This is a genomic window from Bacteroides cellulosilyticus DSM 14838, from assembly GCF_000158035.1.
GTDB classification, from domain to species: Bacteria; Bacteroidota; Bacteroidia; order Bacteroidales; family Bacteroidaceae; genus Bacteroides; species Bacteroides cellulosilyticus.
The window spans coordinates 296,770-322,289 of record NZ_EQ973491.1 but is presented as its reverse complement, the minus strand read 5'-3'; the positions used below and the strand labels follow the sequence as shown (position 1 = coordinate 322,289).

Genomic DNA, 25,520 nt, shown 5'->3' with positions numbered 1-25,520 from the left:
AACCTTGGCGGTATCTCCCTCTTGGGCATAAGCTATACCTTTTATATAGATAGTCTGCCCCGGACGATATATGGAACGGTCCGTTAAAATCTTCACTTCATCAAACTCTTCATCTGTGCCATTCCAGACTCCATTAGAGCTATTATAAATACGCTGCAATGGCATTGCCGTATCAGTGCCTTTCGTAGCACTCAATGCACGGAATTGCTTAACCCACGGCATTACCACTTTGCCCGAAGCATCTGTAGTTTTCTGCTCCAGCACCTCATTGTTCTTTGTTCCGTAACTGGAATAGAAAGTTATTTGAGCATCTGCAATAGGCTTTCCAGTCTCAGCATCCAAAGCTACAACCTCAAAATCCTTATTCGATAAAGGTAAGGTCAACACCTTGAAGCGAGTAAGATAGAGATAGTTTTCAGAAGTTTTTCCTTTCTTGTCATCAGGTACAATCTGCATAACATAAACACCTGGTTCGCCGGGCATCAGCATGCTGTATGTACTATCTGCCGACTGGTAATTATCCGGGCGCAACAAAGAGAAGTGTTCTGCCTTCACTTTACGGGCATATTTCTTATAAAAAGAGGTATTGATCTGTGGCATATCAGTTTCCTCTTTCAATAAAGTAGTATGAAACAGGTTCACTGTAAATCCATCCAGATTACGATGGGTCACTCTCAATTTCAAAGAGTCACCGGGGTAAGTAGCCTTGCTTGCAGTCAGGTTAAGTTGAGGTTGCAATATGCTTTCTTTCAGTTCACGCAATGCGGATATGCGTTTGTAGTCAGGGTAAAGACTAATAGCCTCATCACAGGTTTGCAATGCTTCCGGGTATTTACGCATATTGCGGTAATAACGGGCCTTAGCCAGATACGCCTCTGCACATACATCACGTTTAGCATAGTCTTTAATGATACGGTCTAATGCACGTAGATATTGGTTCGGTGCTTCGCTCTCACCTTCTTTTACAGCACGGGGACGAAGCAAGACATCTCCTTCACGGTTACGCCAAGCCATATAATCCAGCATAGTCAGTACGGCAGCATCTTCCCGATCAGGCATCTTCCGATAGGTATTTATCATCTGCCCATAAATGCCCATAATGTCTTTCTTCACCAAAGAATCCGTATCAAACCACGAGACTTTCTGTAAAGCATCGATAGCACGTGATGCCAGCAAATGATACATTTCATGATGGTAGTATTCACTTGCATCTCCTAAAATCACAAAAGGAATATAAGTACGTGAAGATGTCTTCAGTAACTCAGTAGAGTCTTTCAAGGCTTCACCGGTATATTTTATTACCTGATTCACAAACAAATTGGCACTCCATTCGCGGATATCCGCCGGTAGAGCCGTCTCTCCCAGATTAAGCGAAGTACGATTCCGCAATTCCCAGCGGTTATTATCTGCATAATTGGCATAGATATTCGCTACCAGTGAATTCAACACTGCACGGCTGACCGGATTTTGCTCATGCAACGCCCATTGTTCCAATCCTTTCAGATTGACATAGAAACTATCGGGCGTCAGTATATTCTGATACGTATTCCGGCACATATAGGCTTTAAGCATCTGCGGGGTATTCTTTTCGCGTTCCCCCTTCCGGAATATCTCATCCGTCAGTTTAATCACAGTTTGCGGCAAACTCTTTTCCTGTGCTTGCTCCACTTGCTTCCACAACTTATCAAACGACTGCGCATGCAGCACAGGCACACAGCCCCAAAACGCTGCCAGCAACACCAAACTACAAATTCTTTGAATTTTTTCCATGGATACTATTCTGTTAGTCTTTGTACTAACAACAAAGAAAGGGAATAAAGTTTAAACAAAAGCTGTTTTTTATATAAAAAAGCTTTCAAAGGGATATAAAAAGAAGCGAGAAATACGTTTTCAAGACGTACTCCTCGCTTCATAAAGTTTAGTTCAAATGCTTTTTTACTTCTTCAGGGTATAACCCATCATCAACATCTCATTCCGACCTACTTCGGCGAGAATGTTTCTCCATGTTTTAAAAATCTTTTTTTTCATAACCTTAAAAATTAAACTAATACCTAAAAATCAAATACGCACTCATAAAAAGGGGGTTAATAAATTGTAGAGTAACCCCAAACGTGCTTATCAGCTTCGCTGATGTGCTTAAAAATTTTCTTTAACATTTTCATTTTGTTATCCTCCTTAAAAATCTTGTTATCCTATTGAAATCATGTTTTATAACACAAAAATAATACCTTTGTTCGAAACTTCGAGCGATATATTACATAAAAGTATGTTTTATAACATATTTCTTGATCTACATCAAAAATAAGAAGATTAGACAAGAAGAAAATAAGCAAGAATGGCAGGAAATGAAACGAATGACAAGACAGGAGACAAGATGGCAGAAAAAGAGTGAGGCCGCTTCCCACTGGAAACAGCCTCACACAACAACATTTTACTTTTCACGATGGTGAAAAAAAGGACTAGTCTTCACAGAGTAGTTGTATCAATTCTATTAGCTTTAACTATTTACTCTTATTTACGGTAATCTGACCTTTCTTTGTAAGCTCTACAAGACTTTCAACTGTAAACTTCACAACAGATTCTGCTGTCAGATTCTCATGCAAGATACTACCTTCATTATCCCAGGTAATCATACCTGTAGTAGAGTTAATCGTCAAGTTACCACCAAATTCACTACCAGCATTCACACCGTAAGAGAATTTGAAATCAGCACTAGTCAAACCATATTTACCTGCATTTACAGTATTGATTGCACCATTCTGATAGAGTACTTTGCTCTCTCCGCCATTTTCTTTAATAGTAACCAGCTTAGAGAGATCTTTGGTATCAGGTTCTGCAGGCAATGTTTGCAATGTAACCGGATCAATCGTTACCGTAAATGGAGTTACGAAACGTACTGTGAAGGTTGAAAGAATCTCTGATGAACCATTTGCACGATCAGCAACCATCTGAACTGAGTATGATTTACTTTCACCAGTCAATTTTCCATTCAAAGAAATCGCTTGAGTAAGATAATTACCAGAAGAAATCGTTGCACCAGTTTGTACAGGAGTTGTAGGTTCAAGACGGAAATATATGCGAGTATGATTATTGGGGTTCGGCGCCAGTTCATAATCACTCAGATAATTCTCAAAGGACTCTCTCAAATTAGCTTCCAGTTTCCATTTATTATTTACCATCTTACCCTTAACAGTTGTAATACCATTCGGAGAATAGATATCTGACAATACAGGCTTCTTGCAATTATCAACAATCTTATATGTAAAGTGAATCAAGACATCACGATTTTTATATACATCCTTTGAAGGATAACGCAATGTAGCCGTAACTGTATTCTCACTCAAAGCAACAGCATTCGAAATATTGATACGTGCTATTGCTGTTGCTGTTGCATCACCAAAGCTATAACCAGCAACTTCAACCCCGGTTATAGGATATTGCCAGTTCCAGTTTTGATAGAGCGTTTCAAATTGAGGCTTAGATAATCCCAATTCTTCATAAATCTTAGTTGTAGCTTCTGCCCAATCAATCTGCGCTGTTACAGGAAGTTTAGAGTACTCTACATCACCCAAAGGTATAGTTACTTCCAAAGGCGTAGTCTCTACACTTTCTTTCTCAACAATTTCAATCATAAAATAACCAGAAGCAATTTCAGTACCATTCACTTTAGCTACGGCATGGAACAATGGAGTTTTGCCGATAGCAGCTCTACCACCATTAGTCAACCATTCCTTATCAACGGCTACAATACCTTCATTTTTGGGGTCAGTCAATGTCACAAACTTCGATTGATCAGTAACTCCATCAGATCCCATCTTACTAACTTTGGTAAATTCATAAGTCGGTTCAAAACCAAGACTTACAAGACTCTTCATCACCTCTTGAGTTTCCCAAGCTTCTACCAAATCTTTCAATTTAACAGATTTGTTATATACTAATTTATAGTCTACTATTGCAGAACTCTTTATTGTAGTATAATAAGAAACCCCTGTTCCCAGTAAATGTTTCTTTGCAATACTAAAATCTTTCAAATCCTTAATATTAGCTACTGCATAGTCTGAAACAATTTCAGACATATTATCCTTATTGTATGCCTGTAAAGCAACAATAGCTTCTTGATTAGCGGCCAAGCTTGCCAAGTTATCGTTAGCCTTCACCACAAAGTTCCAGCCACCTTTATCACCAGCTTCTTTGCTCACAATAGAAAGTAAATTAGTATTATCACCAGCAACACGAGTCGTTACTACACGATTAATGAAAGACCATTCTACATTTTTCACATCTGCATTATGAGGATTCAAGCGATAAGTAACAATCGGAGTATTGGTAGCAACAAAATTCATTTTACCAGAAACTGTTTTATCGGGAACTAATATTGAATAAAAATCAATAACACCCATACCTAAACCTTTATCTATGACTTGTGGCACAAAAGCTAGAGAACGCAAGGTATCAACTAACTTTATTTTAACCGGCTCGTCAGTACCAGCTACATTATTAAGAATCAAATAGCCGTTCTCTGTATCCCATATAGCAGTAACCGTCCCCTTTGGCAAACATGTTTCTGAAGTAACAGATTTACTTTCTGTACCATCAGGAGCAATAGTTACTTTTACCCAATAGCCAGCCTCTGCACCTTCAGTTCCAGGATAATAGTAGATAGTAGGTGCTGATACCCCCGGATCACCTTGGTCACCTTTATCACCTTGGTCGCCTTTATCACCCTGTTCACCCTTATCACCTTGGTCGCCTTTATCACCCTGTTCACCCTTATCGCCTTGGTCGCCTTTATCACCCTTCTCACCACGAGCTGGTTTTCCTGTATCGGCACCATCAATATACCAATTACCATTATCACCGATTGTCACAACAGAGCCAGGTGCACCATCTGCACCATTAGTGCCATTAGCACCATTGGTTAAATTAAATGTCTTTCCGTTACTTAAAGTTACAGTAACTCCGGTTGCAGTAGATGATACATCTGTTATAACAGCACCATCCTTAATCTGTGCTTGAAGATCACTAACAAGCTTCTCAACAGCAGTTACTCGCTGATCTAAACTGTCAATGTCGTCATCGTAGTCTTTACAAGACGTAAATGTCCCCGCAGAGCCAACCATTAAAGCCCCGAACAGGATTGCACTTAGAAATTTTTTGTTCATAATAAAAAACTTTAAATTTATAAATTTAAAAAAATAAAGAATAATAATAGTCTAATCAATAATCCTCACCTCAGTATATTCCGTTACTTTATAGGTAACGGAATTGTTGAATAAAAAGAAAAAACATATGAGATAACTTCAGGAAAAGACTTTTAGTAGTCAAATAATATGTCAAAACATAAGAGAAAGTATCTATCAAATAAATTAAAAAAAAAGAATACATAGAATAGAATAAAAAAAGAGGAGTTTTTAATAAAAACGACTAGAACTACACTAGTATCACTTTGATAAACAGGCATATATAAAATAGTTACACGCTATAAAAAAAGAAACAAGAAAAACCGCCGGAGAAAATATCCCAGGAAATTAGCTGATTATTTGCATTTCTACAATAGTCAAATATCAGGTTTTATAATGAAATTCTATAAAATCCGCCCCACTCTTTAGAAGACAGCAGCATACCCTTTCACAAAGGAGATAACTTCTTGATTAGCTTGATCTATCCTTTGATTTTGAAAAGGCTTCAAATAAGTTTCCGTAACCTTGATAGATGAATGTCCCATCGCTTCTGAAATGATGCCCGGATGTATTTCACAATGATAAGCCATTGTCGCCCACGTATGGCGAATAGTATACGTACTTAGATGAGCATGACTTCCCATCCATTTCTTCAACACAGACAATTTATAATTGAAAGCCCTCAATGCCGATTGATATTCATGATAGGCCGTTTCTGTGCCTTCAGGACTGGATAGGAAAGAGAATAGGTAAGGAGAATTTTTATCTGTATTAGCTACCATTCGAATCAATCTCATAGCCTCAGGTGTCAACGCCACTGTCAATGATCGACCGGTTTTCCGACGACGGTATTTCAGAATATTATCCTGGATATCCGTTTTACGCAAATACACCAGATCAACAAATGGGATTCCCCGCAGCAAAAACATAAGCGCAAATAGTATCTTTGTTTTTTGTACGTCTAAAGGTAAAGTACCATTAATAGGTACTTTCTCTGTTTCATAAAGTAAATTTCCAATATCAGAAGCATCTAAAGATCTTCTCTGATCAGCACATACACTTGTATGTACGTGCCTGAAAAGCCTTGGTATGTACAAGGCATAACCATTATCTACTGCCCGGTTATAAACCGCCCGGAGCACCTTCATATAAGTAGATACCGTATTCCAACTACATCTTCGCTGGCGCAAATAAATTTCGAAGCGTTTCAAAAGGTTCGGATTCAATTTGCAGAACGGTACATCCTTATCATCATTAAATGCAGAGAAAGAATTCCGTGCGCTCCGGTATACATGTGCAGTGCCCCACTGACCATTGGCACGAAGTTCCAGAATAGTAGAGGATAGCATCTCCAATAATAATTTTTGTTTCATAATTGAATGTTTTTTGAATACAATTACTCTTTTTTTTAAGAATTATAGAAAAAAGAACAGCTTTATTTGCACATTTATGGAAAAACACTTATGTTTGCACCATATTTTGTGCCGTTACCTATAAAGTAACGGCATTTTTTTTAATAAAAATATCAAATAAAAAAAGCGGGGAGAATGTTCAAAAAAACATTCTCCCCGCTTTTAAAATCTATAGATATTTCTCTACTTTTCAGGTGTTTGTTCCAGTGTTGCTACCAGAAAATCGTAAAATTTAGGAACTGTAGGAATTAATGCACGTTCATCCGGTGAATGCGGAGAACGCAGTGTAGGTCCGAAGGAAATCATATCCAATCCCGGACAATTGGCACCAATAATACCACATTCCAAACCTGCATGGATTACTTTTACAGCAGGTTCTACTCCAAACTGTTGTTTATACGACAGCTTCATAGCATGCAAAATCGGAGAATCCACATTAGGCTGCCAGCCGGAATATCCTCCACTTAGTTCTACCTTCATACCTGCCATGGCAAAACAAGCCGTCAAACTGTCTGCCAGGAATTCTTTCATCGTATCGCAAGAACTGCGTGCCAGAATACGTACTTCCGCTTTACCACCACCAATGGTAACAATTGCCAGATTAGATGAAGTTTCCACGGTATCGGGCACTGTAGGAATCATGCGCATCACGCCATCCTGACAAGCCATCAACACATTAATCATATTGTCCTGAATTTCAGCAGGTACAATAGCTGCAGGAAGCTCAACCGGCTCTATCGTCAAAGTAATGTCACTTTCAATTGGAGCATATTCCGCGTTGATTTGCGCCTCATATTCTTTAATATAGTCTTCCAGCCCTTCCGTATCTTCCGGATTGAACACCAATACAGCACACGCTTCGCGAGGAATGGCATTACGCATATTTCCACCTTCGAAACTTGCCAGCTGAGAATCAAATTCAATCAGCACATCATGTGCCACGCGAGCCAACAGTTTATTGGCATTACCACGTCCCTGATTTATTTCCAGACCGGAATGTCCGCCACGCAAACCTTTCAAGGTAATCTTACGGGCCACAGAATCAGCAGCGGGCGCTTCCTCCTTATATTCCAGTGTAGCCGTCAGATCAATACCTCCGGCACAACCGATATAAAGTTCGCCTTCATCTTCCGAGTCAAGATTCAGCAAAATTTCCCCCTTCAGTGTCCCCGGTTTCAAACCGAAAGCACCATACATGCCTGTTTCTTCATCCTTCGTAATCAAAGCCTCCAGCGGACCGTGCTTCAAGCTATTATCTTCCAGCACTGCCATGATAGCAGCAACACCCAGACCATTATCAGCTCCCAGCGTTGTACCTTTAGCTTTTACCCAATCACCATCGATATAGGTTTCAATAGGATCTTTTGTAAAATCGTGAACAGTATCATTGTTCTTCTGAGGCACCATATCCATGTGTGCCTGAAGAATGACGCCTTTGCGGTTTTCCATACCCGGAGTAGCTGCCTTACGAATGATAACATTGCCTATTTCATCGACAAATGATTCCAAGCCCAAGCCTTTTCCAAAGTTTACAAGGAACTCTGTTATTTTCTCCATGTGTCCAGACGGACGGGGAATTTGAGTCAGCGAATAAAAATGCTTCCACACATTCTGTGGAGCTAATTGCAAAATTGTACTCATAACGTTTAAAAGTTAGTTTTCGCAAATATACATTTTTATTCTTAAACCATGCAATAAATACTGTACGAATTAAATCTATCAAAAAGCATACTTACATTCAACTTTTTATTTTTTCTTTCTGCAATGCCTCTTTCAACATTACTTTATCCAGCTGTTTCTTCTTTGACTGGATCATGCGCAATGCACACCGCCTCACCACATTCGTAATAGCCCCACCAGACAACTCCGTTTCCGCCGCCATAGTTATCAATTCTTCCGCATCCTTTCCCAACCATTTCCCAGGAAGCATGTTCCGCCATAACTCAGCCCGTTGTTCCTCCGTCGGCATCGGAAAATAAACTACCGACTGGAAACGGCGGGAGAATGCCTCGTCTATGTTCGAGCGTAGGTTTGTCGCCAGAATGACCATGCCGGGAAAATCTTCAATCCGTTGCAACAGGTAAGCCACTTCCTGGTTAGCATGTCGGTCATTGGATGTATTGGTGGATGTACGTTTGCCAAACAAAGCATCCGCTTCATCAAAAAACAGAATCCAGTTCCGGTTCTCGGCAAGGTCGAATACCTTTGCCAAGTTCTTTTCCGTTTCGCCGATATACTTGGATACAATCATGGACAAGTCTATCCGATACACGTCCATCTCATTCTTCTTGCCCAAAAGAGTCGCAGCCAATGTTTTTCCCGTACCCGGAGGTCCATAAAACAGCGAACGGTATCCAGCTTTCAGAATACGGGACAGTCCCCAATCCTCCATGACAGTCTTACCGGAGGAAATCCATACATTGATTTCTTCCAATTCGGTAGCTACCTGATAGTCCAGTACCATATCTTCCCATTCCAACTGCGTGGTAATGCGTTTGGCAGGAAAGCCGATGTTATAATCAGGTTTATATTCCTTGTCCAGCAAGACACGGCTTAAGAATTCTTCCGATACACGCAATTGCCCACTGAGAAAGGGTTCACCTTCTCCGGCGCCTTCCAGACGGAGGATATTCTTTGTGTAGAACCAGTGATCCTTCTGGAAGAACCGGATCACCCCTTTCCGTTTTTCCGTATCTTCTCCGGCAAGGATAAAAGAGGCAGTCTCACCAGTTGGCAGAAAACCTCCATGTGACAAGCCTTTCCAACCACCGAATTCCGTATATTGCCGGTCGAAGTTCTTGTTTTGTACAAAAAAGATGTCCAGTATCTGCGGACAGACATGCGGCATCAACGCCAACATGACCACCATCCGTTCGTCAAATGTCAAGTCGGGAACGCCAGTCACCTTTTCCAACCATCCGTTTACAGGTGGTTTTACTTCTTCCAGCGAGGAGTATTCACACTCCTGTTGGAAATAAAGCTGGATAGAAATAGTCAAAACTTGATTGAACCATCCGATAAATTCATTCATAGACTATTCTTTTACAAGCTATTCGCTCTGGCACCCATTACGTCCGCCTCATGTTCTAAATCTATATTGTCGTTGACCGGCATACCACCCACTTCCGTAGTAGGTTCAACACGTCCTGCCAGCTGTTGGACTACATGCCATGCCTCATGGGGCAGATGCATCTCTTGGCCGGGTGCCACATGGATGTCCGTTCCTTGCGTATAAGCTAGTGCCTGGACAGTGGCAGGCTGTGAAGAATTATAATGTACTTTTACATCATCCATTGAAAACCCCGAAAGACTTTCGACCCCAGCTTTCAGATTATCAGGCAAACCGGTATTATTCGGTTTCTGTTGGCATACAGTATCCGATTTCATTTGCACGCCCTCTGCATCATCTTCCACACGCTGAACAGTAGGTTCAAATTTACCCTGCAAGGTATCTTCTTCCTCGTCAGACTGTAACTGGGCAGTTTTCATCTGAAATCCTTCTTCATCCTCTAAGCCAACACGTTGCAAAAGTGTGTTCACCATACGGTTATCAACAAATTGTAATGCACCGCCACCATCCTGCTTTTGCTGTATGGTACGTGCTACTTTTTCCTGATGTACTTTCTCTGCTTCCATACGATTTCTTTATTTAATATTTATATATCAGAATTCCTGCTTATCGTGCCATTTTACTTGTATGTATTTCTTCAGCCACGGTAAACGTATCTGCCGGAATCCCCAGGGAACGGAATCGAGTAGAATGTCATGCGTCTTGTCGTCCACGGTAAGTAGCCATTTTTCGTCCTGTTCCTCCAAGCGACCTGTACGGGTAACAAAGCTTTGCAGAAATCCTTTCAACGATGTTCCGTTCATCTTGGACCAATGCGCTTTTACTGCCGACAGTAAGCTATCAGCGATTTGTTTTTCCTCGGCAGTCAGTTCCAGCCGTTTTGGCAACGGGATATGCATCGGCAACCCAACAAGCAGACGATTGAACACCAATTCTGTTTCCCGGTATTCCTTTTCTTCTTGACAAGTGAGGTATTGTAACAAGAACATGGCACGAATTCTTGATTTCGTATCTTTGATATCCTTCCTTGCCTCGTTCAGATAATCGAGCATACTCAGCAATCGGAGAAACCACGCAGACAGCAGACAGAGACCTGCATTATTAACAAAGAATATTTTAGAATCAGACACCGGTTCGCCGGTTAGCCAATTCTTGTCCTCTTTCGGCATTAATTTTTCACTTATCATATTCACTATGTCTTTAAGTTCATTTTCTGTTTTTTCTTGCAGGATAGGAAGTGATTTCACAAATGAGCGAATATTCTCTTCCCTGCTATTGTACGCCCATTCTTCCGAAGGATTTTCAATGATATAGGTTACCAGAGCAGTCTCTAAATGTTCCTTTTGAACCGGATAACTTATCAATATGTAATCCATAACTTGCTGCAACAGTTCTGCTTGCGAAAGAGACAGACTTGCAACCAGCCGCAGCCATTCTCCGGTACTCATCCATTCCAACCATTTATCTGTATGCAATGTATTCCGTACCACAGACTGACGAATGTAGGCCAACAGTTCTTTCGGTCGGAAGAAGATATGGTTGTAGAGCATTCTTTTTCGTACACTTTCCGGCAAAGTATCATCTTCAATCCACTCTATCGGTAATCGGGCTACGTTTTTACCGAACAGGCGGGAAATGAAATAATCTTCCATTTGTTCCGGCGTTTGTTTTTTCCAATTTGTTTCCCTTACCCATAATAGCAATATTCTGGTTATATCTGAAGCAAATACCCGATCATTAGCAAATCGGCTGAGCCAGCTTGTCAACTGCCTGAAATCATCAGGATATTCAAATCCTGCAACGGCAGACAAAAACAGACTCAATTGTTTCAGTATGATTATATCCGATACATCGACAATCCGTTTTATTAAAACCAGATCAGCATCCTTCTCCAGCCATGCCAAAAATTTCTCCGGATACTTTTCCAGAACGGAAACAATATGATGACTGAATATGGTATTGCTTATATTCTTTTGTAACAATACATCAGCAAACTCGTCCTCCCGTACATCTTGCCATGCCTCCATTTCCAAGTCAACAGCCAGATTGACCGATAAATTCGTCCATTCCGCATCGCTTTGGAAATCAGTCTTCCCGGTATAGACAAAATACAAATGAGCCAGGAACTTTTTTACCACCTCTTTTTCCGTTAAGGATCTTCCACCTAATGTATCTCTATCTTGCATAAAGAACAGCAATGCTTCTGAAAGAGCCGTTGAAAAAAGCCTGTCATTTCCGGTAAGGAATGGAATCCCATCAGCTTTGCATTGCAACCATTCAATCGTTTCCGACAATACCGCTGCTTGACGGAAGTCCGCTTGTGCCACGCTTTGCAGAAGAAGAGGCGCTGACAAATAGGTTGCAACAAATATTACAGCCTTGCTTTCTTCGGGTTGCCTACGTAGTAGCCCCACCCATTCATGTACTTTTTCGACAACCATTCTCTGTAACAACTCACGCTTATCATCTGTAAAGATGGTAGCGTCTTCCAGCCAATCGGTAAAGCCATTTCCAACGTTCCAGCGGTTTTCCAACAGTATGGGAAGGATGTCGGAGTCTTTTTTGGTTTGCCGTACCCATTCCTCAAACCTTACTTTTGCAGGATTCCCGTTACCTGCCTCGATAGTCATCAGCAGGTCCAGTACTGCTTCCATATCATCATATTCCTCATTCCTGGTTTCTGTCTCCCTAATGCTTCCTTGAAATACCAGTTTAATGACAATCGGTATATTTTCCTTGCCAAACAATGTCATAAGAAGTAAATAAAGAATTTCTCTCGCAGTGCCCTCCATCTTCATTGACGATTGGGAAACTTTTGCCAGCCATAAAATCATCTGTACCTTCAGTCCAAATGTCCTATCCTTCAAATATGCTGAGAGGGCCTGTTCGTTAGTTACCAGCCAATCAAACAGGGATAACAATTCCGCAATATGAGATATACCGTTCATCCGCACAACCGACCGCCTGATAATTTCTTCTAAAACCGGCTGACTTATTAAAGTAAGTGTATACTCCAATACTTCATGCTCGTGTAACAGCCATATGACATTCTCTTCATTTTCTATGGATTGTTCCAAGAACAATGCCGTCATTCTACGTTTTACAAGTTCCGGTATACTCTTGTCTGCTAATATCTGTCGAAGTTTCAGAATGTCGACACGTATTTTACCATTTCCTGCATCTTGCTTCCAAACATCTTCCGACAAGTACAATTTTTCAGATAATATTTTGATAGAAGGCTCATTACTACCACTCGAAAACTCCTGATAGAACAGATGTAGAAGTTGTTCGATACGTTCCGACTCCGAAAGACCGCAGTGTTCGTTTTCTATCCAAAGCAACACTGCTTTGCAAAAAATAAAGTTAAACTGAGTTTCAGAAATCCCTTTTAGACATTCTGTTTTCGATATATGGTTCAGTAGATAGGTCCTTACCTGGTCAACCACTTCCATCGCCATGAAAGAAACGGAAGAAAGCAGACGGTTGAGAAGATCAGTATCAACCATATTAGCTATAACACTAAGTAGAGCGTTGTCTTTGGCAGCCTCCGATTGTAACCAATCCGTCAGTATTTCCGGTTTTTCCTTTATCAGTAGCCTAAATAAGCTTCGTTTGTCCGCCATATTTTTCTGCGTATCATTTAGATATTCTGCCACCATTTCCATATCTGTAGGATATGCCGTTTGCTTCCACCCGGAATCCAGATTCTCTTTCGGACTTTCTCCCGCCATCGGCAGACGAAGTAGAGAAAGTTGTAAAAAGATACGATACAATTCCCGGTTTAAATATCCATCATACACAGGTGAACCGTCTGCATAGTGCGGTTGGAGATCATAGATAGCATTTAATACATCCCTATAATAATCAGGTCCGAAAACTTCAAGCAGGAAGTTGACTGTCAGTTCCATTTTAGAGAGGTAGAAAGAGTAGTTTCGCTTACGGATGAATGTGAGCAACCGATGGTGCAGATGGCGGATAAAATCTCCTTTACCCCCAAAGATAGCAATCCCGTTAAAGGGATAATAATTGATAAGCCATTCATACAAATAATGCCAGTATGGGGGCAGATCGACTTCGGCATGTTCTTCCGTTTCTGTTTCCATTATCCGACGGACAGACAGCGTATCGAGTAGTTCCGCCATATTTTGCAGCCTGTTGTCATCATTATCCTCGTGAATAAAACGCACGGGTATACCGGGTTTCATCTCCAGAAGTATTGCAAGGAAACGACGTTTCTCGTACAAGCCAAACGATGACATGGAAAGTAAGTCGGTATAGAGTCGGATAAGAGTATTGTCATCGTTTGTCTGCCATAGCAAACGACACAAAGCGTGATCTTTTCTCATACAGAGAGATACTACACCCTCTGCATGAAGCGCCTGTTGCAAAACGGCCCAATCCAATTCTTCCGTCAGGTTAAAAGCACTATTGTCCCATTCCACCTTCTGATAACCATGTTCCAGATAGAACAGTAGATTTTCCAGGCGTGAAGTATCCGTCTTTTTCCGTTCGCTCTCCGTCGGTATGCTCCATGAAGGCAACACTTTCAGCAGTTCCGCTTTGAGGCGCCGGGGAAACTCACGGTAGAAGTTTTCCTCGGGGATACTCCCCAAATCCAATTCCAACAGTTCTATTTCATGCAACACCTTGTCTTTATCCAAAGGAGAAAGGCATTCATCCACCGTTTTTTCAAAATAGTTACGGCAAAAGCCATCCCAGTCCGCATACAAGTCGTGTACGAACCGTTCGTCCGCAGCAGCGAACTCAAACGATATATGTTCAATTCGTATCATCTAATATCTGTATTTCCACGGCTTTGCCCAGCAACTCGTATATGACTTCCAGCAATTGGGCGCTGTAATCCGCCAAGTCATTGTTGGTCAAAGCCCTCATTAATAATTTGTAACAATGTTCAAAACCTTGCATACTTATCTCATCCATCCAGTATATCCGGCCTGCCAGGTGGGCGGGAATAATAGAGCGCAATAATTCCCTGCACATCTCCCTGAAGCGCGGCGAGTGGAAACGAAGTGTCCACATAGGAAGCACAATCAGTAGCCGGAAAGGTTCCGTTTTTCTCACCAATACCGGTTCCAATACGTAAACCGTTTCACACTCCCGGTTCAATTCCAGTAAATATCTCCGCAGGATGTTCGCCAGCGTATTCAACCTCTTTTTGTTATCGGTACGTCCAAGATTGGTCCATCCGCCTTTCTCCTTATTGTGGACCACCAACAGATACTCACCCTTTTTAGCTTCTACAATCCGGTAGTTACCAAGAAAAATGCCGTGGCGGAATAAGTCGCCGCTTATCCTGTTCCGGTTGAATATCGGCAGTTCCGCTCTTAACTGGCTATATTCTTTACGCTTTCCTTCCTCATCCATTGCCAGTTGCTCATAAGTTACGGCCGTCACGTGCTCCGGTTCCAGCATACGTTCATCAATAAGCAGAGCATCCAGTCGGTCCGCCAGGGGACGGTCGGGTTTCTTCTCTATCAGTTGTAGATTATGCCCGGGAAGAACATTGCCCACGGTATGTTCCTCGTTCCCGTTAATGCCCAACAACCTGCAAAACCACTCCTTCACTATGGGAGCGTTATGCTCTCCCTCCGACATCGTAATATCCCGCGCCTTTGCTCTATTTTTTATCAGATAGGCAACATGACGCAAGAATGACATTCGCCGTCCAATCGTCTCACTCTCCATTTCACCATAACAGTTTGACTCTTCCAACCATTCGGGCTGGCTCTCTACTCCGTACAGGTGATCAAGAAAATCCAGATAACGACTTTTCAGTGCATAGATATTCCGAAAGGAAGAATGACGCCCCATGTCTTTTTCTTCAATGGAAAGCACGTTCGGAAGTTCTTTCACTTCCTCCAATCCTTGTTGTATTGTCCGATCATACAGTTTCAAGTATGCCTCAAAGGAAGAATGAGTTTCCTGTCCGAGTGAGAGACGGTAACATGCGGGGAACTCTCCGGCTATGGGGGAATAGGTGAAAATGTTGCGGTACGTTCCTACCATATTTCCCCAACCAATTCCTTTTACGTCGCTTTCATTCGTGCTGATACGCTTCTGAGCATAATAAAAGGTTTTCAGATATCTTGTGAACTTTTCCATATCGACTCCCATAACAGAGCGCCCCTGACGGATACGTACTTTCAGTTCTTTCTCCATACATGGAATTTTCAAGCTGAACCCTTCGGAGAAATCGGTCTGTGGCTTTCCATCCTTCATCAGGTAACAAGTACTGAACGACCGGATGCCTTCCACCTGACAAAGTTTCTTATATAACTCATATTCAGTGTTCTTTTGCATAGGAATTACCACACGCACAATGCCTTCCGCCCCCTCCAACCACTCTTCGGGTGACAAGCCGGAGGTTTCCAGCTCTTCCGGCGCACAGATATACACTCCGCCGGAAAGATAATGCAAGATGGTTCCGTAGAGCCTAGCCAACACAATAGACGCATCTTTACCCGGCTCTATCTCAAATTCTGCATGAAATTCCAGTTCTGCAGACCTCACGATGATTACCTTGTCGAGGTATTCGCACAAGTTACGGTGGCTGTTGTAAATCTTCGCAACCTGCTTTACCACCGTTTTTCCGTTATCCTCTTCTTCAAAGGGAGGAAGAGCAATCTTGACAGTGTAGCCGCCGGTTGCCGCATTACATTCCACCCATACGTTTTCCAGTTCCGGAATGCGGGCGAAGAACAGTCTTCGATAATCCTCCAGTGTAACAGGGGCAGTGGTATACACCTTTTCGGGTGGAAAGAGTCCGAAACGTTCAGGTTCGAAGATTCCATCTTCCCCGGTCAGGTAATCCATCGTACCGAAACCGAGCTTGTAGTCCATTTCTGTCAACGCATAGTTGGCGATATCCACCAGGGTCACCCCGGGATCATGAGCGTTGAAATCCGTCCATACCTTTCCTGAGAGGCGGTGCACTTCTTCAAGTGTCTGCCTTTGCAGGTATGAGTACAGATTTTCGTTTTCCGCCAACTGCCTGATATAGGGTCCATTATTGCCTTTTCCCATCAGCTTATCCTTTATACATTTCCACCACTCGGCAATGTATCTCACCGGATGGGAGTTGCTTTTTGGTACGTATTTGCAGGTATATATTCTTTTCCCGCATCTGCCAACGGAAGCGGACGCTGCCCGTCCATCCCCACCAGTGCTTCTGGGGTGATTCAATTCGCTGTTGCATAAAGTTAAGCCAAAGCGCGGTAGCACGTGTCAGTTGGCAAAGCCCCGTACCCTGTTCACGAAAAGAGGCATATACAGAGTATACACGGCAACCGAAACCTTCGCGCGACACATCGATTGGCAAATCATGCCACTGTTTGTCGGCAGGGACAGTCAGATAGCCTTCACCGCTGGGTGTGATTCCCCCTCCGCCTGCCGTCTGGTAAGCCATTGCGGTAATTTCGTCTTCCACCTTCAGACTACCATACAATACTATCGATTTGTCTTGCAACGCTTCCATCACCGCTTCTCCCTTCGCATTCCTTACAGTCAGCTTCTTTTCGGGTGTGATAGCGAGAGTCCATGCGGGTATATCCACTTCTGTGAGAGGTTCTTCCGTGTAAAGCCCGATATCCAAGTGACCGGCTTGTCCAGGGAAAAACGCCCATCCACTGGGGGTTCTCATCACCTGCCCATCCTCCACAATGTTCGACACGGAATCTATCAGTTCAGCAAACTGTTGTTCTGTGGGTATAGCACCTTTCTGAAAATAGCTTTTCAGCACACTTCGGTTCCGCCTGTTATTATTCTTTTCCATAAACCACTATCCTATTATGAAGTTACTCCCGATTTCAGCTTTCTCTATGCCGTCGTAGGGAGAAAGAAGTTCTATTTTTATTACCGGAAGCAATACACTCCAAGGGTGCTTGCCTTCGAAAGTGAAGTCCACGGTATCGACATCTATACGCGACAAACTCTTACCGTTCACTTCCAACGTGACCAGCCGCATCAGATCCTCATGATTCACCATTCGGGCATGAAGTTCCTTGTAGGAGTAACGTTGCCTAAGCATTGGAATTTCTTCTTTCCGATACCACGGTGCGATATAGTTCTGTGCCAAAACAACAAGTTGCCGGACTGCCTTGCCTTTATCCGGCACGCTGTTCCACAGGATTGCTTTGCAGTGAACATTCACACGTTCGTAAACGGGATTAATTACACGCAAAGAAGCAAACGGAGATGCATATTGCCGGACAAGCTGCTGTATTTCCGCCAGTTTCCATGCCGGAGAGAGGAAATAACGGCTGTCTTCCGCACGGCTGAATACCACCAGGCATATTTTCGATGCTCCTTTATTCTGCGGGATGGGAATGCACTGTATCTTATCCACTTCGGGAAAAAATTCCAGTAAAAGATACTCGTAGTCCTTTATTATGAGGGCACGGTGACGGTTACTGATGCGTGAAGTTTGTCGCACAGCCACCCCAGTTGCTGTTTCGGCAGGCTTGCCTCCGAAGCCACTCAAGGGCTGGGTGACACTTTCAATCCGTTCATCCGGTTCCTTTATACCTTGTATCGTTCCGGCAGGCAACGGAGTACCATCTCCATTTTGGGAAATGAGACGAATACAGTTTGTCCGGATACCTCGTACAGCAAGGCAGGAAGACAAATCGCCTGTCACGGCGGCACGTATCCATGCCCTACCTTGTTTATCCATATGGCTACTGCCTATTTTCTCCGGCAGCTTGATTTCTATAAATCCGCTTTGCGTCAGTCCTAACGTTTCTTCGGCAAGGACGGATTCTATGGTAATGGGATGCCATTCGTTTCCGCTCCAATATTCCCATGCCAAAGTTACCTGCCTACCCGGTTGCGGGTCATAGAATGGGATCTTTTCCTGAGGCAATACCATATCGAAGAACAACCGCAGGTTCTGCTCTCCTAGTGCATGAGGTAAACCGAAATACAACAGATTTTCAGCCGGGACAGAAGGCAGAAACGGTTGCTTCTCTCCTTTAGTAATGGGAAATGGTTCCTGCCGGGATAGTGCCGTAATACGACTTAATCGAATGAACGAACGTTCCATATCACTTAAAGTCGTCTCTTCCGTAGCGATATAGGAAAGTTCTACATCCGCCATCACAGGGATAACCGGTTCGGAAGGTAAGTCTTTACGTTTCTTTTCCTTACAACCACTGTTGTGTACCATCGTTTCAGAAAATAAGGTGCGGTAGGCTTTTGTGCCAAAGCCGATGGAAGGGGACTCCAAGGTGATACGGAAGAAACCGTCTTTGTCACGACTGTATTCGTAAGGAACGGCAATTTCATCGCTGGAAATGGATTGTGGCTGCACTGTAAAGCTAAATACTATCTCGGCAGAATTCAGATCTCCGTTTTCATTAAAGCTAAATAGCTTTTGCTCATCACCGCATTTTTTCCACCTGCCACCTATCTGATATTCGGTGGAAACTTTGAATACGTCCGCATCTGTTCCGTATTCCTTATACATCTTGTTGAATCCTTCTTCAGTTTCGGGCAATTTCCTCCATATGCCTTTCAAACGGACTTCCTGCAAGTTTTTCAGACTCATTTCTTCGTTACCAAAAAGAAAACAGGCGCCACACTCTGCCTGGATACCGAAGGGATGGAAGGGCTGCGTAGTGTCTACTTCACCCTGATCATTATAGAAGCTGAAGTTGCGAATACCGTTCACTTCCGTCTTTATTTCCACGCTATCGAAAATGAGTTGTTGTGCCCACTTGTAAGGACAGTTCGCATTATCTGTCAAGATACGGATGACAGGATATTCTGTTGTTGTGCCATGTACTTCTTCCATACAGGATGCAGGAGCAACTGCATTGTATGGCAAGCTGAAGCTGAAACATAACCGACCGGATTCGATATAGCACTCGCTAGTTTGCTCCATCCAGCCTTCCGCTCCGCTCAGTTGTAGGACAAAACCTTTTGTATTGTTGGGTATAGAACTATCGACTGTAAGATGGAAATAGATACTGATATTCCGTTCTCCTTCGTTCAACACAAGCATAGGGGACTCCACTTGCCAGCCTATGCGTAATTCTTCACCATGTGCGAACAAGGTTTGAGCATCGGTTGTATCTTGAAGTTGTATAGGTTGTTTATAGAGTTCCAAAGCTCCTCCATAAGAAGGATTGGAAAAACCGTACAGTGCATCCGCTTCCACACACTGTATGGGGCTGATATATTCTTTTTTTTCAGTCCGATAAATAAGTTCTTCTCCTGTGGCATTTTGCCCGGCGGGGAATGGCTCATCCTTAGGCAAGGTAAAACCTCCGATACCTTCTGTGGGTGTGATAATGACATAGACGTTGTCTTGTACCGCATCCTGTGGTACGGCATGCAGGATGTCCTTACGATAGAGTTCAGGCAACGTAGCAAGGCGGCGGTTGAAAGCCTCAGCAATGCTGCCATAGTTTTTCAGATAGACAACGAGCAGGGACAGTGCCGGGTCTATATCGCCACTGTCCTTTATTTGATTCAGATAGTAATCAGCATTCTCCTGTATAGCGGCCACGGTGCGAAGCATCCGGTAATAGTTATTGTTTCCATCTAGTTCATCGGCAGACAATGACTGTTCCAGACGTTCTTTCAACCAGCGGGCGGTTTCAGCGGCAGGGCTGCTGTTATTTCCTGCTTGCCAAGTGTTATGCAGATAGCTGTCCAACCGAGCTATCCACCGATTGATGTCCTGTCGTAATTTCTGGACATAGGCAGCCTGCATTGCTGTACCTTGTACATTGGCAAAGCTGTTACCATAGTTCGACAGCTTCTTGCGGGCGATATCGCAAAGTACGGTCAGCACATGATTCTCCAACATGGAGCGCAATGTGTCTTCTTCTCCGTCACCATAGCGTAAGAGAGCGTCTGCCTTGGTCAAGCGGTGCAATAGCCTGCCCCAATCGCTTTCCAATGTAGGAAAGTCGTCCAGCCGTACATAATCTGTTTCAAAGTATGTGCAGAACATACCTTTCAGCTCGTATGTCATTCTTTTTATCATCACCTTATCCTCTTTAAACTATACAGTAAGACCCGATCAGATTGGTTTCCATTTACTCCAACTCACATTTAGCCTATATATCATGTCACCATCACCTCCAGTAACCACTCATCTCCCACATTATCTAACTATACAGATAACTTATTTATCCTCACCTGCTCTCACAATCGTATGAAAATGATTACTCATCAATACCCACACATAAACTTTCTGACTTTTCTTCGTTTAATCTTCGCATTCAATCGGATTTGCAATCCCACATTGTTCATTTTCATTACGTTATTGTGGATTGCAATACCTAATACTCATGGCTATCAAATTACAAATCCGCCAAGGCGGACATTCAATGCTACAAAGAGGCCTCAGTATTTAAAAAGCCGAACTCATTATTGTACATTTCGGCTTCGTATTCGGTATTACCCATACTAATATCTGAGGGATCCACAACTATCCTAACATCAGCACATAACGAGGGAGGAATTACAGCTTCCAGCTTACCAAAAGAATAATAAAACTTTCCTTTTGTTTCATTTCCGAGTTCTAATGTATCAACATTTTCTCCATCTTGTGCAACCTTAACAATTGCTTCTTCAGGAAGATAAACAGCTACTACATGACTGCCCCACACTTTTGCCTCTTTTGTAATTCGGTCTAAATTTGTCCCTGGAATAATATAAAATCCTTTCCCTTTTCCTGAACCATTTTCTGTATTTATCTGTGATACATCAACTCCATTTTTAACTAAGGAAGCCATTCTTTCCATCGTAGTAGCATGTACACCAACTAGGTTATATCCACTTAGAGATTTTTTTAGACTTTCTATCATACTCAGATACATCTCTGCAGGAATTTTCCTTCTATATCTACCAGGAATTTCATCTTTCTTCCCTGCTAAGTCTTCTCGTTCAACTAATTCTAACTCACCCCACTCTTTATCACGTGAAGAATCATATGAAGTCTGGGACGCTATATATACAGCATTCCAGACTCTTTGTTTACCAATATACAGGTAACTCTGCATTTGCTTTTCTAATGAAACCAATGCGTTATTTAATATATCAGAAGTTGCGTATGAAATTAACGGAAAATGAGACGAGGGATAACTTCCTAACCAAATTAAAAGATCTGTAGTATTCTTGATAATGCTTATGACATCGTTACATTTAACAAGAATTTTTGGTTCAGACAAATATTTGAATGCCTCATCCCAAGTTTTAAATACAGTAATATTTTTCCCTAAAGCCAATGCTTCAAGTTCTTGAAAAAGAACACTTTTTTTATTTATAGGCCAATTTAGAGCTTTTAATAATTGTCTTAAATAACCTGTTCCTTTTATTTTCTTCTTACCTATTCGAACTATCCGTTGAATTAATGCTTTATTTAATTGTTTATTTTTACAATTTTGAGTTGTTATTATTTTATCTTCAAATGGTACCTTTACTCCTAATTGAAACAAAGATTTTTTTTCAGTTCTTTGAATCAGTTCATTTGCATTAGTGAGTGATGTATTCTTAATACTACGTTGGGTACAATTGCTTAATTTTATTCGTGTTAAGGCATTAGAATTATTATTCAAAAAAGCCAATCGTTGAGCATCATCCTTTTTAGCAAAACGAAGTATCCTACTAATATATTCTTTATGCTGTCTAACTGCATACATGTTGCTCAAATTTTAATTGTTTATATTCAGTTTGCCGAAGTCCCTTTCCTAAGTCTTCTCACATATCTATGTTGTTTATACCTGTCCCTTCATTCAAATAGAACGGATAAACCATATTACTCCGATTATTCGTCCTAACAATGGTATACACCAATTTTATCAGTAACACTCCTTCCTCCTCCTTTTTTTCAAAAGAAACTTCCTCCAGCGTGATACGCGGTTCAAAAAGCATAACCGCCCTTGTGATGTCATTCCGCATCTGCGTTACTATTTCCGTATCCATCACCTCAAAAGTATACTTACGGAGTGGACAACCATAGTCATAGCGGTTCACCCGTTCGCTGGGCGACGTACTCAACAGAACATACAAGCTTTGCTGGATATCCTCCTCATAAGACACCATCTTTACACCGTTTTCTGTCAGCGTGGGCGGAAAGTTCCAACCTTTTCCCAGAAAGCCATCATTGTCCAATATATTATTCTTTTCGCTCATACTCTTCATCCTCCTATCATCACTGTTGGACATCCGGCGACTATCGTGCCACCATGTGCGGTGCTGTCACCCATACGAGCTGCAGGTTTGCCACCTATCATCACAGTGGATGAACCTTTTACTATTGTATCCGGTGGTCCCACGCAGACGCACATGTCACCTACGACGGCTGCCGGTATTTTCCCTATCAAAACATTCTGCACACTTGGTCCGACTATCGGGCCGCCCACATGCGGTATCGGCGAGGGAAACGCCGGGGTTTGCATGGGGCAGGTGTGCATATCAGTTATTCTTGCTGCTGGAGGCATAATTTTCAAATTAAAAGTTATAAATTAAAAATCCATTTCCTAATTGTCCATTAGTTTATCATGACCATTGCACCTTTAACAGTAGTTTGGCCCGAAGCTAAAAGTTCCGCCTTGGCGTTGCCTTTAACAGTTGCACTCACTTTAGCCTCCATTTTCACGTTCAGTCCTTCCAGGCTGACATCCTGCTTGGCGGTGGCGTTGATTTTTGAAGTGGCCTCTATTGTGATGGCGCCTTTCGCTTTCAGTGTGATATCTTTTGCCGACGAGAGGGAAATACCGCTACTGTTCATCACAATTTCGTTCTTATTCTGGTCGGTCAACTTGATATGCTTGTCATCATCGCTGATTTCCACCGTGTTTTTTCCGGGAGTAGAAATCGTTATCACCTTCTTTTCCTCATTGAATTCTATTCGCATCTTCTCACGGGTAACGATGGCTTTCGTATTATTCTTTGCCTCGTATTCATAAGGCGGTTTGTGCTTTTCACCATACACCCCGCCCAATATGATGGGATGCCCGGGGTCTTCATTCATAAAGCCCACCACCACTTCATCATCCGGTTCGGGCAGGAAGAAGTTACCTGACGCATTTGTGGCGTACATAGTGGAGAGCCTTGCCCAAAGCAACTTATTCTTTCCATCCATCCATGGCAATTCTATCTGAATACGGTATTCTTTCAGCGGATCGCCGTCCAGTTTCCTTACCACTGCCGCATGAAGTCCCTGCAAACCGGGCAGAAAACCGGAAGCGGAAGGCGATACCACATCCGTTTCATCAGTAATGTTCAGGGATGAAACGCCTGCACCCGCTTCGGTCATCCATTCGTTGTTCTCGATAGTATGCGTCACTGAGCCGACAAACAGATTGCCGTTGAATCGTTTGCCCAAGCCTTTCAGTTCGATGATGCAGCCGGGCACCACCTTGGCGGAACCGTAAAAGCTGCATGATCCTTGATAACGTGCCAATCCAGCTTTCAATGCCATGCCATCCGCCCATTGCTTCAACGCTTTCTCGTCTGTAGGAGCATCAGTTTGCAACAAAAAGCTATCGCCTGTGGCAATGTTCTTTGGCTGCAAGTCCCCTTGCTTATTGAGCGAGGGGGAACTAGCGGACACTTTCACAGCTTTCTGTGTAGCGGGATCCCAAGACATCGCTTCATATTGCGTAAACTGGTCATCAGCGGACAGTTCAAGGTCAAAAGCAGTCAAGTCGACACCATAAGTTACAGTCAGTACAGGCGACGCACTCACATCGGGCTTCTTCACCTTAATCTTACTACCGTCAGTAAAGATGAACAGGCCGTTGGCATCGGCACGCGAAAGGGCAAAGTCCCAATCGGAACAATAATACTGTACCAGCGTGGGGTGCTGATAGGGTGTGGAGTCTACTTCCACACTACCGTAAGCCAACAATACTTCCTTAATGATGTCACAGTCCTTCTTCTTCTCAAAAATACGATTCTTACGTCCTTGCGTCGCGGAATAGGCATAATCACGACATTCCACCAACATATAGGAACGAAAATCCCTATCGGTGATGATGCGTAACCCAATAATCACACCATCGAATAGCGTATCTTCCTTGTCAATATCGCCTGCATCCAGACGGATAGTATTGCCCGGCTTGAAAAGGTCAGCATCACTCTCGTCAAAAGTCTGCTTGTCCATATTTCCGGCATTAAACTTCAATGTTGCTTTGCCAATGCGGTTCAGTTCCTGATGCACCATAGCGGAAACCAAAGCGTACTCATCTTTCAGTTTGCTCCCGTTACAATAAACGGAACAAGCCAGTACGCGGTCTTTGTGTACAGAAGGCGATTCAGCCATAATTTTAATTATTTTTTTAACATCGGCAACAGGATCTTGGTACCGCTGGGTACGTTCCTGTAACCGTTCAGGTTATTAAATCGAGCAACTTCGCCCACAAGGAGCGGGTCACCATAAACTTCATTACATAGGGCTGCCAGTGTTTGCCCTTCCTTCAGCGTGACCATCCGAGACACATCGGGCGAACGTTTCGGGAATCTTTTATTTTCTTCCTTCTGACTGCAATAGCCCGTCAGTGTCACTTTCAATTCAGCGCGAAGAGGTATACCATCCAAGTCGAACAAAGTATATTCCGTTTCGAGCGTCTTGAGTTGCCCCAAAAAAAGAATGTCACCGTACTGCACCTTGACGAACGATGGACGATGCCCTTCACTATTATAGCAATAGAGGCGTTGTTCCAGATCGTTCACCACATCGTGGACGGGTTTCTTCTCACGATCATCATCCAAGGCATTGGTCATATCGAGCAGGCACTCAAAGTAAAGGGTTTCCGGACGGTAACGTGCATATACGTTCGACCCGTTCAAGCTCCCTAACTGCTTGTCCTCCGCATATTGGAT

The 25,520-nt window shown here is 42.7% G+C and carries 15 protein-coding genes; all 15 read right to left on the bottom strand.

The features are described 5' to 3' along the window. On the bottom strand, positions 1–1,770 hold a 1,770-nt coding region (locus BACCELL_RS13630; RefSeq protein WP_007212412.1), incomplete at its 3' end, for a tetratricopeptide repeat protein. 731 nt (positions 1,771–2,501) lie between these two features. After that, positions 2,502–5,162 (bottom strand): PL29 family lyase N-terminal domain-containing protein, encoded by a 2,661-nt coding sequence (locus BACCELL_RS13625; RefSeq protein WP_007212409.1) that lies wholly within the window; start codon positions 5,160–5,162, stop codon positions 2,502–2,504. Between the two features lie 443 nt (positions 5,163–5,605). Next, positions 5,606–6,553 (bottom strand): tyrosine-type recombinase/integrase, encoded by a 948-nt coding sequence (locus BACCELL_RS13620; protein WP_007212407.1) that lies wholly within the window; start codon positions 6,551–6,553, stop codon positions 5,606–5,608. 222 nt (positions 6,554–6,775) lie between these two features. Continuing rightward, positions 6,776–8,233: an aminoacyl-histidine dipeptidase gene (locus BACCELL_RS13615; protein WP_007212406.1), complete on the bottom strand. Its 1,458-nt coding sequence runs from the start codon at positions 8,231–8,233 to the stop codon at positions 6,776–6,778. 97 nt (positions 8,234–8,330) lie between these two features. Beyond that, positions 8,331–9,623, bottom strand: a complete 1,293-nt coding sequence (locus BACCELL_RS13610; protein WP_007212405.1) for an ATP-binding protein — start codon at positions 9,621–9,623, stop codon at positions 8,331–8,333. An 11-nt stretch (positions 9,624–9,634) separates the two neighbouring features. Further along, entirely contained in the window at positions 9,635–10,228 is a 594-nt protein-coding gene (locus BACCELL_RS13605; RefSeq protein ID WP_007212404.1) for an eCIS core domain-containing protein, read from the bottom strand. A 27-nt stretch (positions 10,229–10,255) separates the two neighbouring features. Continuing rightward, entirely contained in the window at positions 10,256–14,455 is a 4,200-nt protein-coding gene (locus tag BACCELL_RS13600) for a contractile injection system tape measure protein (RefSeq protein WP_007212403.1), read from the bottom strand. After that, positions 14,442–16,706: a hypothetical protein gene (locus BACCELL_RS13595; RefSeq protein WP_044153877.1), complete on the bottom strand. Its 2,265-nt coding sequence runs from the start codon at positions 16,704–16,706 to the stop codon at positions 14,442–14,444. The genes BACCELL_RS13600 and BACCELL_RS13595 overlap by 14 nt, the downstream gene beginning before the upstream one ends. Before the next feature lie 4 nt (positions 16,707–16,710). Next, complete coding sequence (locus BACCELL_RS13590; RefSeq protein ID WP_007212401.1) at positions 16,711–17,454, bottom strand: hypothetical protein; 744 nt, start codon at positions 17,452–17,454, stop codon at positions 16,711–16,713. Positions 17,455–17,460: 6 nt separating this feature from the next. After that, entirely contained in the window at positions 17,461–20,661 is a 3,201-nt protein-coding gene (locus BACCELL_RS13585) for a baseplate J/gp47 family protein (RefSeq protein WP_248604798.1), read from the bottom strand. A 361-nt stretch (positions 20,662–21,022) separates the two neighbouring features. Beyond that, entirely contained in the window at positions 21,023–22,333 is a 1,311-nt protein-coding gene (locus BACCELL_RS13580) for a hypothetical protein (RefSeq protein WP_007212399.1), read from the bottom strand. 58 nt (positions 22,334–22,391) lie between these two features. Then, a complete protein-coding gene (locus tag BACCELL_RS13575) occupies positions 22,392–22,826 on the bottom strand; it encodes a GPW/gp25 family protein (RefSeq protein ID WP_044153875.1) in 435 nt (144 codons plus the stop codon). Positions 22,827–22,831: 5 nt separating this feature from the next. Continuing rightward, the gene (locus BACCELL_RS13570) at positions 22,832–23,134 is read right to left on the bottom strand and encodes a PAAR domain-containing protein (protein ID WP_007212397.1); all 303 of its coding nucleotides are present in this window, start codon (positions 23,132–23,134) and stop codon (positions 22,832–22,834) included. Between the two features lie 50 nt (positions 23,135–23,184). Next, positions 23,185–24,960 (bottom strand): type VI secretion system tip protein VgrG, encoded by a 1,776-nt coding sequence (gene vgrG / locus BACCELL_RS13565; protein ID WP_007212396.1) that lies wholly within the window; start codon positions 24,958–24,960, stop codon positions 23,185–23,187. Between the two features lie 8 nt (positions 24,961–24,968). After that, positions 24,969–25,520: CIS tube protein (locus BACCELL_RS13560; RefSeq protein WP_007212395.1), on the bottom strand; the 552-nt coding region annotated here is incomplete at its 5' end.